This window comes from Desulfobulbus sp. (assembly GCF_030824455.1).
Lineage (GTDB): Bacteria > Desulfobacterota > Desulfobulbia > Desulfobulbales > Desulfobulbaceae > Desulfobulbus.
Genome location: NZ_JAVBXR010000123.1, coordinates 37,674 through 49,568 on the forward strand (window position 1 = coordinate 37,674; position 11,895 = coordinate 49,568).

The 11,895-nt window shown below is 62.2% G+C and carries 10 protein-coding genes; 5 read left to right on the top strand and 5 right to left on the bottom strand.

Features of this window, described 5'->3' with window-relative positions:
* Positions 1–189: 189 nt before the first annotated feature.
* Together pyk and RCH93_RS16880 are read right to left on the bottom strand one after the other, a co-directional pair.
* Complete coding sequence (gene pyk, locus RCH93_RS16875; protein ID WP_306549600.1) at positions 190–1,635, bottom strand: pyruvate kinase; 1,446 nt, start codon at positions 1,633–1,635, stop codon at positions 190–192.
* Positions 1,636–1,676: 41 nt separating this feature from the next.
* A complete protein-coding gene (locus RCH93_RS16880) occupies positions 1,677–2,090 on the bottom strand; it encodes an acyl-CoA thioesterase (protein ID WP_306549601.1) in 414 nt (137 codons plus the stop codon).
* A gap of 287 nt (positions 2,091–2,377) precedes the next feature.
* On the opposite strand from RCH93_RS16880, the gene radA reads away from it, so the two are divergent.
* The gene (gene radA / locus RCH93_RS16885; protein WP_306549602.1) at positions 2,378–3,745 is read left to right on the top strand and encodes a DNA repair protein RadA; all 1,368 of its coding nucleotides are present in this window, start codon (positions 2,378–2,380) and stop codon (positions 3,743–3,745) included.
* Between the two features lie 221 nt (positions 3,746–3,966).
* On the opposite strand, the gene RCH93_RS16890 is transcribed toward radA, so the two are convergent.
* Complete coding sequence (locus tag RCH93_RS16890) at positions 3,967–5,100, bottom strand: 6-phosphofructokinase (protein ID WP_306549603.1); 1,134 nt, start codon at positions 5,098–5,100, stop codon at positions 3,967–3,969.
* A gap of 195 nt (positions 5,101–5,295) precedes the next feature.
* Here RCH93_RS16890 and pstC point away from each other — a divergent pair, with 195 nt between their 5' ends.
* The 4 genes from pstC to pstB all read left to right on the top strand — a co-directional run bounded on the left by pstC (position 5,296) and on the right by pstB (position 10,259).
* The gene (pstC, locus tag RCH93_RS16895) at positions 5,296–6,681 is read left to right on the top strand and encodes a phosphate ABC transporter permease subunit PstC (RefSeq protein WP_306549604.1); all 1,386 of its coding nucleotides are present in this window, start codon (positions 5,296–5,298) and stop codon (positions 6,679–6,681) included.
* Positions 6,682–6,717: 36 nt separating this feature from the next.
* On the top strand, positions 6,718–7,992 hold the full coding sequence (gene pstA, locus RCH93_RS16900; RefSeq protein ID WP_306549605.1) for a phosphate ABC transporter permease PstA: 1,275 nt from the start codon (positions 6,718–6,720) through the stop codon (positions 7,990–7,992).
* Between the two features lie 96 nt (positions 7,993–8,088).
* Entirely contained in the window at positions 8,089–9,147 is a 1,059-nt protein-coding gene (locus RCH93_RS16905; RefSeq protein ID WP_306549606.1) for a PstS family phosphate ABC transporter substrate-binding protein, read from the top strand.
* Positions 9,148–9,410: 263 nt separating this feature from the next.
* Entirely contained in the window at positions 9,411–10,259 is an 849-nt protein-coding gene (gene pstB, locus RCH93_RS16910) for a phosphate ABC transporter ATP-binding protein PstB (protein ID WP_373693315.1), read from the top strand.
* Here pstB and RCH93_RS16915 read toward each other — a convergent pair.
* Positions 10,240–11,310 (bottom strand): class I SAM-dependent methyltransferase, encoded by a 1,071-nt coding sequence (locus tag RCH93_RS16915; RefSeq protein ID WP_306549607.1) that lies wholly within the window; start codon positions 11,308–11,310, stop codon positions 10,240–10,242. The genes pstB and RCH93_RS16915 overlap by 20 nt on opposite strands.
* On the bottom strand, positions 11,307–11,895 hold a 589-nt coding region (locus RCH93_RS16920), incomplete at its 5' end, for a nicotinate-nucleotide--dimethylbenzimidazole phosphoribosyltransferase (protein ID WP_306549608.1). The genes RCH93_RS16920 and RCH93_RS16915, both read right to left, overlap by 4 nt.

The following is an 11,895-nucleotide window of genomic DNA, read 5'->3' on the forward strand; positions in this document are numbered from 1 at the left end:
TCAGTCGGCGCAGGGCGGGAGGAACGCGGCGAAAAAAGCGAGGGAAAGGCGAGGGAAAGGCGAGGGAAAAGGCAGGGGATGTGCAGCGATTTTAAAGCGTTGTATGGCGCAATTCAAGCGCTGCGGCGCCACGTTATTGCCTGGCTTTGCCTTGCCAAAGAGGAGAAGAAACGGCGACGCTTCGGGGCCTCAGCCGATCTCCCGGAGATCGATGATTTCCATCTTGTGATTGCGGGTCGGATTTTCGGGCGAAGGGCCTTCGGTCTGGATGATGCAGCTGCCCTTGAGATCGTAGCGCACCGCGCAGTCGCGGGCAAAATCGGTCCAGTCGGGCGGATGATTGACTTCAAACAAGGGAAACACCCCGTAGGAAAAGAGCAGTTCCCGGCAGGTTCTGGTGTTCGCACTCACCGCCAGAATCCAGTTGGGCAGTTTGTAGCGCGACAGCCGCCGGGCGGTGAGTCCGCTGTCGGTGGGGGTGAGAATGCCGGCCACGGTGTCGTTGTGACTGACAATGCTGTTGACGCTGGAGGCAATGTAGTCCACTTCGCGAATCTCACAGAAAATGGGGTGCTCGGGCGTTTTGCGGTAGCTGTGTTTGGTGCGGTGCGGTTCGGTGGCCACCGCGATCTGCACCAACATGCGCACCGCCTCCAGCGGATAGCGGCCCAGGGCCGACTCTTCGGAAAGCATGACGCAATCCGTGCCGTCGAGGATGGCGTTGGCCACGTCGGTGGATTCGGCGCGGGTTGGCCTCCGGTTGTTGATCATCGATTCGAGCATCTGAGTGGCGGTGATCACCGGCTTGCCAAAGAGGTTGGCGCGGGCGGTGATCAGTTTCTGGGTCACGGCGATTTGCTCAATCGGGATTTCCACCCCCAGATCGCCGCGCGCCACCATCACCCCGTCGGCGACCTCCATGATCTCGTCGAGCTTGTCGAGAATAGAGGCCCGTTCGATTTTGGCAATGATGAACGGCTGGAAGCCCATGGCGGCCGCCGCCTCGCGCACCGCCCGAATGTCGGCGGCGTCGTTGACAAAGGACTGGCTGATCGCGTCCACGCCGTGCTCCAGGGCAAACTGCATGCAGGCCCGGTCGTGCTCGGTGAAGGCGGAGATGCCCAGATCGATCCCCGGCAGGTTGAGCCCCTTTCTTGAGCGCAGCTTGCCGCCGACCATCACCCGGCAGTGCACCTGCTCCCCCTCGACCTCTTCCACCTGCACCTGGATCAGGCCATCGTTGATGAACACCACGTCGCCGGGCCGCACGGCGCGCGGCAGCTCCTTGAGGGTTACGGAAACCCGCTCGCTCGTGCCCGCCACCTGATCGGTGGTCAGGGTGAAGCGGTTGCCGATCATCAGTTCAATCGGCTCCACGGCCAGGGTTCCAATGCGGATCTTGGGGCCAGGCAGGTCGGCCATGATCGCCACCGGCAGGCCTGTCTTTTCCGCAGCCTGCCGGATGCGGCGGATCACCTCGCCGTGGGCCTGGAATTCGCCGTGGGAAAAGTTGAGCCGGGCAATGGTCATCCCGGCTTCGAGCATCTGCGCCAGCATCTCGGGCGAATCCGAGGCAGGGCCGATGGTGCAGACCAGCTTGGTTTTGTTGATCGGCAGGGCGGGGGCGTTGAACATGGGATCTCCTTGCATGTGTGCTGTCACTGTAAAGCGTTGCCTCAGACCCGCTGCGTCATGTCGCCCAGGGACTGATCCATGGAGGCGCGCAACCGCTCCTCAATGGGCACGGCGTTGCCGTCGGCGTCAATCTTGACGTAGACGATGCGGGTTGAGCAGACCAGCTCCTCCAGCTCCTTTTCAAAATCAAACCGCCGGGCCTCCACATCAATGGTCAGCGAGGTGTTGCCGATCTTGTACACCCGGGCGTAGATGCGGACATGATGGCTGATTTTGACCGGCCGCCGGAATAGAACCTCCTCCATTTTCAGGGTGACCATGGCCGGCGCGCGGCAGAGATAGCCGGCAAAGGCCGCCCCGGCCTCGTCCAGCCAGGAGAGCATGGTGCCGCCGAACAGGTTGCCGTTGAGGCCGATCTCGCTGGTGCGACAAATCTTGGTTGCAACGTAGTGCATGGGAACTCCGTGGGGGAAAGTATTCGACCGTTTGCCAACCCGGCAACACTACGCGGTCGAGATTGGGAAACGGTTTGTTTTTGGTCAGGGAAAGATCCGGCGGAACGAACCGGCAAGCGGCCGCGCCCCGCCCCGGCGAACGCCTTGCGCCGCCCGGCGTCGCGGAGTATAAGGCCATGATACGAGCGCCAAGGAAAAAATCCACGGAAAAACAGGCCACGCCGCCTTGCCGGCGCCGCCCCTCTTGCCCTGAACCTTTGCCAGACACTGGTCACTGCGGAACCAACATGCAACCACCGAAAAAAGACGCCCTGCTCTTTGTCTGCGGCCAATGCGGCTTTGAAAGCCGCAAATGGCTGGGACGCTGCCCCGATTGCGGGGCCTGGGACAGCCTCACCGAACAGAAAAAACAGATCAGCGTCCGCCACGGCCGCAAGGCGGCCACCGCCCAACCGCTCACCGCGACGGGCGAGGAGGAGTGCGTTCGCCTGGTGACCGCCATCGGCGAGATGGACCGGGTGCTGGGCGGCGGCATCGTGCCCGGCTCCCTGGTGCTGATCGGCGGCGATCCGGGCATCGGCAAATCGACCCTGATCCTGCAGCTGCTCTCCTCGCTGGCGGCCAAGCAGATGAAGGTGTTGTACGTCACCGGCGAGGAATCGGTGCGCCAGATCCGCATGCGGGCCAGCCGGCTCAACATCAAGGACGAGGCAATCTACATCTCCACTGAAAACTGCGTCGAGGCGATTGTCGATCTGGCCGCGAAGATGCAGCCGGCCCTGCTGGCGGTGGATTCGATTCAGACGGTGTTCAGCGAGGAGGTGGGTTCGGCGCCTGGTTCGGTCACCCAGGTGCGGGAGGCCACGGCCCGCCTGCTGGCGCTGGCCAAGTCCAGCCATCTGCCGATCCTCCTGGTGGGCCACGTCACCAAGGACGGGGCCATTGCCGGCCCCCGGGTGCTGGAACACATGGTGGACACCGTGCTCTATTTCGAGGGGGATCGGGGCCAGGTTTTTCGCATCCTGCGCACGGTGAAAAACCGATTCGGTTCCACCAATGAAATCGGGGTGTTTGAGATGAAGGAGAGCGGCCTGGCCGGGGTCGACAACCCCTCGGCGCTGTTTCTTGCCGAGCGGCCGGTCAACGTGCCGGGATCGGTGGTCATGCCCAGCGTCGAGGGCACCCGGCCCATCCTGGTGGAGGTGCAGGCCCTGGTCAGTCGTTCAAGCCTGGGTACGGCGCGGCGCACCGCCATTGGCGCCGACCCCCAGCGCCTGGCCCTGCTCACCGCTGTTTTGGAGAAAAAACTGGGGGTGACCCTGTTTGATCACGATATTTTTTTGAATATTGCCGGCGGCATTCGCATCGACGAGCCGGCCTTGGATCTGGGGGTGGTCGCAGCCCTGTTGTCGAGCTTTTTTGAAAAACCCATAGATCCCTTCACCGTGGTCTGCGGCGAGATCGGCCTAGCCGGCGAGGTCCGGGCCGTGGGGCAGATGGAGATGCGGTTACGCGAGGCCGGCCGGCTTGGCTTCAAGACCTTCCTCATGCCCGAATCCTCGACCCGTCAGGTCCAGGGCAAGGCCAAGGAAGGGATGAAAATCCTGCCGGTGCGGACAGTGGCGGAACTGGCTGATCGGTTGTTCAAGCCGTGACGCAGAGCGCAGGGAGGAGTTGCCGCGCGCCAACAATGGACACCGGCTCGCTGTGTTCCTCGTGGCAGTACCTTGCCAGGAGCAGATAGGTGATCAGCCCGGAAATCTCCGCGCCTTTAGCTGTCGCTGTCGCAAATTTAATCCTTCATCGTTTCCACTTTCAACCTTCTGTTGCCGGATGGCGACTGCGGAATAAACAATTTCAACAAATCCACCGCAACCTAAACCGCCAGGTTGTTGCCCAGGCAGGCGCCGGTTTCCAGGGCGGCGCGAATCCAGGGATGATCGAGCGGCACCACCTTGCGTTTGCCGACCACGTCGGCGAGGTCCACCAACTCGGTGGACTCGCCCTTGACCGCCACCATGCAGCCAAAGCGCCGTTCTTCAATGGCCGCGACGCAGGCGGCGCCCAAGCGGGTGGCGAGGATGCGGTCGGTGGCGGTGGGCGTGCCGCCGCGTTGCAGATGGCCCAGGATGGTGACCCGGCTTTCCAGCCCGGTCAGGGCCTCCAGTTGACCCGACAACCGCAGGGTGTTGGTGGTGTGGTTGGTCTGGAAGGCCTCCAGGGCGGCGATGACTTTCTTCTGCTTTTTCTCGTCCTTGGTCGCCAGTTTTTTCTCTTTCAATTGCGCCAGTTCCTTGGCGTCCTCCTGCGACAGCGCCCCTTCCGAAACCGCGACAATACTGAAATTTTTGCCCCGGTGGCGGCGTCTGCGGATGGCTTCGGCCACCTGATTGACGTCGTAGGGAATCTCCGGAATGAGGATGACGTCGGCGCCGCTGGCCACGCCTGCGCCCAGTCCCAGCCAGCCGGTGTTATGGCCCATGATCTCGACCACGATGATCCGGTGGTGGCTGTGGGCGGTGGAATGGAGGCGGTCGATGGCGTCGGTGGCAATGGACAGGGCGGTGTCGAAGCCGAAGGTGATGTCGGTCATGGCCACGTCGTTGTCGATGGTCTTGGGTAGGGTGAGCACGTTCATCCCGGCCTGGGCCAAGCGATAGGCGTTTTTCTGGGTGCCGCCGCCGCCGATGCAGATCAGGGCCTCCAGGTTGTGGCGATGGTAGTTGTCGAGCATCACTTCGGTCATGTCCTGGACCTTGGAGCCCACCGGCATCTTGTGAGGTTTGTCGCGGCTGGTGCCGAGGATGGTGCCGCCCAGGGTAAGGATGCCGGAGAGAATCTCGCCCTCCAGGTGCACGGTGCGGTTTTCCATCAGGCCGCGAAAGCCGTCGCGAAAGCCAATCGCCTGCATGTTGTAGGCGTTCAGGGCGCTCTTGCCGATGGCCCGGATGGCCGCGTTCAAGCCGGGGCTGTCGCCGCCCGCCGTCAGCACGCCAATGCATTTTCCCATGTGCTCTCCTTATAGGTGCAATTTTACGGTCGCCGCATGCAACCGGCTCCTGACCTGTTCTTAACCATAACAAAACCAAGGGCGCAATAATCCTCATCAAACCCTAACAAACGTCGAACCCGCCCTTAACAGAGCGCCGGTAACGTACCCACATGTGCAGGCGAGATGGTCTCGCCGCCAATTTGTGGAGTGTTCATGCCGCCCTTGTTGCTTGTTTCCCTTGTTCTCGCCCTGTCGACCCTGGCCTTCTGGCAGGGAAAACGACGGGCCTTTGCCCTGTCCACCCAGGCCTCCAGTGTGAAAATGCACTCCCGGCCCGGCTATTACGGCATGCTCGCCGCCCTGTGGTGCGCCCTGCCGGCGCTGACCATTGTGGTGGTCTGGCAGTTGGCCGCCGATTCCCTGCTCACCCGGATGGCCATGGACGGCGTTGCCGCCGCCAAGGGCGCGCTCACCCCGGATCAGGTGAATCTGCTGGTCAACGACATGCGCAATCTGGTGACCGGCAGCGTGGTCGACAGTCAGATTGATCCCCTGTTGCAGGCCGCCGCCGACCGCTACTCCGGCATGCTCCGCATCAGCCACATGGCCCTGGCGGTGGTGGCGCTGGTTACGGCCGCGGTAGGCGCCTATCTTGTCCATGCGCGGATCAAGCCCAGCCTGCGGGCCCGCAATCAGGTGGAACTGGTGATTGAGGTGATCCTCACCCTCTGCTCCACCTTTGCGGTGTTCATCACCATCGGCATCGTCTTGTCGGTGCTGTTTGAGTCGATCCGTTTTTTTCAGCAGATTCCGTTTTTTGATTTCCTCTTCGGCCTCAAATGGAGCCCGCAGATGGCCATCCGGGCCGATCAGGCCGGCAGCTCCGGCAGTTTCGGGGCGGTCCCAGTGCTGATGGGCACCTTTCTCATCTCCGGCATTGCCATGGCCATTGCCGTGCCTTTTGGCCTGATGTCGGCCATTTATCTCTCCGAATACGCCGGCCCGAAATTCCGCGCCACCGTCAAGCCCCTACTGGAGATCTTAGCCGGCGTGCCCACCGTGGTCTATGGTTTTTTCGCCGCCCTGGTGGTGGCCCCGTTCATCCGCGACCTGGGGGTGATGACCGGCCTTTCGGTTTCTTCGGAAAGCGCCCTGGCCGCAGGCCTAGTCATGGGCATCATGATCATTCCCTTTGTCAGCTCGCTCTCCGACGACGTGATCAACGCCGTGCCCCAGGCCATGCGCGACGGCTCCTACGGTCTGGGCGCCACCAAGAGCGAGACCATCAAGCTGGTGATCCTGCCCGCCGCCCTGCCGGGCATTGTCGGCTCGATCCTGCTGGCGGTGTCGCGGGCCATCGGCGAAACCATGATCGTGGTCATGGCCGCCGGCCTGGCCGCCAACCTGACCGTCAATCCCCTGCAGGCGGTGACCACTGTGACCGTGCAGATCGTCACCCTGCTGGTCGGCGATCAGGAGTTCGACAGCCCCAAGACCCTGGCCGCCTTTGCCCTGGGCATGCTGCTGTTTGTCGTCACCCTGGCGCTCAACGTCGTCGCCCTCTATGTGGTGCGCAAATACCGTGAAGAATACGAATAACCGCCGGCGTCCATCACGCTGTCAAGGAAAGCCCCAATGAGCGAAAATCACCAAATCTCCACCATGGACCGGGTCAGCGTCGGCCTGGCCGCCCGCTACCGCAAGGAACGACGGTTCCGGTTGTTTGGCATCTCCGCCATCGTCGCCAGCCTGCTCTTTCTGGCGCTGCTCCTGGCCTCGATCACCGCCAAGGGCTACACCGCCTTCCGCCAAACCGAAGTTCTGCTCGACGTGTATCTCGACCCGGCCGTGCTCGACGTCCACAACCTGGCCACCGCCAATTACGCCGCCCTGGTGCGGGACGCCGCTCTGGCGCTTTTCTCGCAGGTCGAAAGCCGGCAGGACAAGCGCATTATCGGCAAGCTGATCAGCACCGGCGCCGCGTACCGGCTCCAGGACCTGGTGACGAGCAAGCCGGAACTGATCGGTTCCACCAGACCGATCTGGGTCCCGGCCGACGACGAGGTCGACATGTTCGTCAAGGGGCACATCCCCCGCGACGTCCCTGAAGCCGAACGGCGGGTCAGCGACAAACAGGCGTCCTGGATCGATCAGTTGGTCGCCGCCGATCGTTTGAAGCTGAAATTCAACACCGCCTTTTTCCAGGCCGGCGACTCGCGCGAACCCGAACTGGCGGGCATCCGCGGCGCGGCGGCCGGCTCGATGTTCACCTTGGCGATTACCCTGCTGCTCAGTTTTCCCGTCGGCGTGGCCGCCGCCGTGTATCTGGAGGAGTTCGCGCCCAAGAACCGCTGGACCGATCTGATCGAGGTCAACATCAACAATCTGGCCGCCATTCCGTCGATTGTCTTTGGCTTGCTGGGCCTGGCGGTGTTCCTCAACTTCATGAACCTGCCGCGTTCGGCCTCCCTGGTCGGCGGCCTGGTGCTGACCCTGATGACCCTGCCGACCATCATCATCGCCAGCCGGGCTTCCCTGAAATCGGTGCCGCCGTCGATCCGCGAGGCGGCCTTGGGCGTCGGGGCCTCGAAGATGCAGACCATCAGCCATCACATCCTGCCCCTGGCCATGCCGGGGATGATGACCGGTGCCATCATTGGCATGGCAAGAGCCCTGGGCGAGACTGCGCCGCTGTTGATGATCGGCATGGTGGCCTTTATTGTCGACGTGCCCAACAGCTTCAGCGATCCGGCCACGGTGCTGCCGGTGCAAATCTTTCTTTGGGCCGATTCCCCGGAACGGGCCTTTGTCGAACGGACCTCGGCGGCGATCATGATCCTGCTCCTCCTACTGCTGGCCATGAACGCTGCCGCGGTCTTCCTGCGCAACAAATTTGAGCGTCGCTGGTAACGCAACCAGAACGATTCGCTAACACAACACCAACAATGACACGCTATTTTTTCTTTCGTTGACCTTTTACCTCATTCTTACAAAGGAGATTCACCCATGCAGAAATTCGCTCTTTCCCTGGCCACCGCCACCATGCTGATCGGAGCCGCCGCCACTTCAATGGCCGCAGACGGCCGCGATTACATTTCCGTTGTCGGCTCTTCCACGGTCTACCCCTTTTCCACCGCCGTAGCCGAGCAGTTCGGCAAGGCCACCAAATTCAAAACTCCGAAGATCGAATCCACCGGCACCGGCGGCGGCATCAAGCTGTTCTGCTCGGGCAGCGGCGTCGACACCCCGGACATCGCCAACGCCTCCCGCCAGATCAAGAAGGCGGAGATTGAAACCTGCGCCAAGAACGGCGTGACCGAGATCGTTGAAGTCAAAGTCGGCTATGACGGCATTGTCCTGGCCAACAGCAAAAAATCCGAGCAGTTCAAATTGAGCCGCAAGGATCTGTTCATGGCCCTGGCCAAGGAAGTGCCGAGCCCTGAAGGCGGCGACAAGTTGGTCGCCAACCCGTACAAAACCTGGAAGGAAGTCAACGACAAATTGCCTGCCGCCAAGATCGAGGTGCTCGGCCCGCCGCCTACCTCCGGCACCCGCGACGCCTTTGTGGAAATGGTCATGGATCACGGCTGCACCGCTTTTGAGTCGATCAAGGCCTTGAAATCAAAGGATGAAAAACAGTTTAAGGCTGTTTGCCAGACCGTGCGCGAAGACGGTGCCTTCATTGAGGCCGGCGAGAACGACAACCTGATCGTGCAGAAGCTTGAGGCCAACCCCAACAGCCTGGGCATCTTCGGCTTCAGCTTCCTGGATCAGAACGCCGACAAAATCCAGGCGTCGAGCATCGACGGTCAGGCTCCCACCTTTGAGACCATCGCCGACGGCAAATACCCTGTTTCTCGTCCGCTTTTCATCTATGTGAAAAAAGCGCATGTCGGCGTGATTCCGGGCATCGCCGAGTACCTGGCCGAGTTCACCAGCGAGCGGGCTTGGAGCGAGGAAGGCTACCTGGCCGAGAAGGGTCTGATTCCTTCGCCGAAGAATGAGCGGAAAACCATTGCCGCCGACGCTAAGGCCCTGAACGTGATCGTCAACAACAAGTTCTAAGCGACGCGGACCGTGCGCGACGTGCCTGAACGCCCCGAAGGATTGGTCGATTTGCGGCCGTCGGGCGAACACGGTTGAGCGCGGTTGAGATGCGCCAAAGAGCGGGCGGCGTGCATGCCGCCCGCTCTTGCCGATCTTTGGGGCGTGAGGGTGGAATAATGGAAGAAACTATGTCGCATGAACGTGCAAGGCCGCGTTCAGGCGAACGGAGTACAACGATGGCGCCAGCTATGGACACGATTTTAGACATGCGTGACGTGATAATGGGCAAGGATGAAGCAGAGGCTGCGGTGGCGACCAAGGCGCGCAAGGTGGACCGCGATCAGCGGACAACCGTGGGCGTGCCCTTTGTTGAAGAGCCGCGCATGATCTGCCGCGAGGTCAACGTTTTTTACGGCGACAAACACGCCATCAACAACGTCAGCATCGACGTGGGCAAAAACGAGGTTTTGGCGATGATCGGGCCGTCGGGCTGCGGCAAGTCGACCTTTCTTCGCTGTCTCAATCGGATGAACGACACCGTGGCCAGTTGCCGGGTGACCGGCGAAATCCTGCTCGACGCGCTCAACATCTACGACAAAAAGGTCGACGTGGTGCCGTTGCGGGCCCAGGTGGGCATGGTCTTTCAGAAGCCCAACCCCTTTCCCAAGTCCATCTTCGACAACGTCGCCTATGGGCCCAAAATCCACGGTTTGGTCAACAACAAAACCGAACTGAACGACGTGGTGGAGGATTCACTGAAAAAAGCGGGTCTGTGGAACGAGGTCAGCGACCGGCTCGATCAGCCCGGCACCGGCCTTTCCGGCGGTCAGCAGCAGCGGCTGTGCATTGCCCGGGCCATTGCGGTGCGGCCGGAGGTGATTCTTATGGACGAGCCCTGTTCAGCGCTTGACCCCATCGCCACCGCCACGGTCGAGGATCTGATCACCGAACTGAAAGAGCACTACACCATCGTCATCGTCACCCACAACATGCAGCAGGCGGCCCGGGTTTCCCAGCGCACCGCCTACTTTCATCTTGGCGATCTGGTTGAGGTCGGCCCCACCGACCGCATCTTCACCAACCCTCGCCACCAACTGACCGAAGACTACATCACCGGCCGTTTCGGCTGATCTGCGGGTCAAAGGCCCGCAGGGCTTCTTCGGCGCGGGCAAAGGCCAACAGGGTCGAACCCGACGGCAAGTGCCGCGTGCTGTGGTGGGGCAAGCCGAAGCGGCAGGCGGCGGCAACGATCTCGCTTTGGCGAGGGGCGGTGCCGTTGTAGGTGTTGAGCATCATGTGCAGGTCGTAGAGCGCGCCGCGCCAGTCGGCGTCGGCAAAGAAATCGTGAACAAGCAGGACGCCGTTGGCCGAGGTTTTGGCCGCCGCCTTGCGCAGCGCCCGCAGACTTTCCTCTGCGCTCTGACAGTGCAGGACGTTGGACAGCAGGACAATGTCGCAGCTCTGTTCGGCAATGCGGTCAAAATCCGAGGGGCCGTCGTCCAGCAGATTGCAGCCGCACCAGCTGATCCGCGCGCGCAGCGGATGCAGTTGCGGGTGGAGATCTTCGGCGGCGACGATGTCCGGCAAATCGCAAAAATGAGCGGACCATCCCGGGCTGCGCTGTAAAAATTCCCGCAGGTAGGCGCCTGATCCTGCGCCGATATCAAGCATCACGCCGCTGGCCGCCAGGTTGGGGCAGCATTGCCACAACTCCCCGGCGCGTACCCCAGCCGCCTCATCCATGGCCCCAAGATACCGCTGCCGAGCCCGGTGCAGCTCTTCCGGAGGCAGACCGTCTGCCGCAAAAATCCGTTTTCCCCCCTGCAAGGTAGTCTCCAGCTGACTCCAGGAATCGATTAACTGTTGCTCGAAGTCCAGGGTCTGTTGCTGGCGACAGGGTGAACTGCTGTGGAGATAGGGTTGGGCGCAGCGGCTGAAGTCGTAGCGGTTTCCCTTTTTGGCGAGCAGTCCCAGGGCGCACAAACAGTCGAGAAGGCGTTGGCCGTAGGCAGAATCCCAGCCAAGTCGGGCGCAAAGCTCCGCGCTTGAGGCGGGCCGCTCCGCCATACAGGCAAACAAGCCCGACCGATGCGCGGTCATCAGCACCGCCGAGATCCGGTAGCCGGTCAGCAGGTCGGAGAAGCGGAGAAACTCGGAGCCAGGCTCCGAGTCGGGCATCATCCCTCCTGGGCGTTGCGAATGCCCACTTCGGCAAAGGTCTTGATGTCCGCCAGCACCCGGGTGGCGGCGTCGAGCAGGTGCATGGCCACCGCCGCGCCGGTGCCCTCGCCCAGGCGGAAATCGAGATTCAGCAGCGGCGTGAGGCCCATCCGCTCGAGCATGCAGCGGTGGCCGATTTCCACCGAGTTGTGGCTGGCAAAAAGATAGGCCTTGGCCGCCGGGGCCAGTTCGCAGGCGATCAAGGCGCCGGCGGTGGAGATCAACCCGTCGCAGAGCACCGGAATGGAGCGCGCGGCCGCGCCGATCACCAGCCCGGCCAAACCGCCGATTTCAAAGCCGCCGACCTTGGCCAGCACGTCCAGGGCGTCGGCGGGATCAGGGCGATGCAGCGCCAGAGCCTGTTCGATCACCCGGATTTTGTTGGCCAGCATGGCGTCGTCGATGCCGGTGCCCCGGCCGGTGACGCTGCGCACCGGCAGCCCCGAGAAGGCGGCGATGATCGCCGACGAAGGCGTGGTGTTGCCGATGCCCATGTCGCCGGCGCCGAGCAGATCCAGCCCTTCTTCATCCGCCAGCTGATTGACG

What these genes read in the sequence shown, in the direction of transcription:
- pyk (WP_306549600.1), bottom strand. Translation starts at nt 1,635, where the DNA reads ATGTTCAACGCCCCCGCCCTGCCGATCAACAAAACCAAGCTGGTCTGC.
- RCH93_RS16880 (WP_306549601.1), bottom strand. Translation starts at nt 2,090, where the DNA reads ATGCACTACGTTGCAACCAAGATTTGTCGCACCAGCGAGATCGGCCTC.
- radA (WP_306549602.1), top strand. Translation starts at nt 2,378, where the DNA reads ATGCAACCACCGAAAAAAGACGCCCTGCTCTTTGTCTGCGGCCAATGC.
- RCH93_RS16890 (WP_306549603.1), bottom strand. Translation starts at nt 5,100, where the DNA reads ATGGGAAAATGCATTGGCGTGCTGACGGCGGGCGGCGACAGCCCCGGC.
- pstC (WP_306549604.1), top strand. Translation starts at nt 5,296, where the DNA reads ATGCCGCCCTTGTTGCTTGTTTCCCTTGTTCTCGCCCTGTCGACCCTG.
- pstA (WP_306549605.1), top strand. Translation starts at nt 6,718, where the DNA reads ATGAGCGAAAATCACCAAATCTCCACCATGGACCGGGTCAGCGTCGGC.
- RCH93_RS16905 (WP_306549606.1), top strand. Translation starts at nt 8,089, where the DNA reads ATGCAGAAATTCGCTCTTTCCCTGGCCACCGCCACCATGCTGATCGGA.
- pstB (WP_373693315.1), top strand. Translation starts at nt 9,411, where the DNA reads ATGGGCAAGGATGAAGCAGAGGCTGCGGTGGCGACCAAGGCGCGCAAG.
- RCH93_RS16915 (WP_306549607.1), bottom strand. Translation starts at nt 11,310, where the DNA reads ATGATGCCCGACTCGGAGCCTGGCTCCGAGTTTCTCCGCTTCTCCGAC.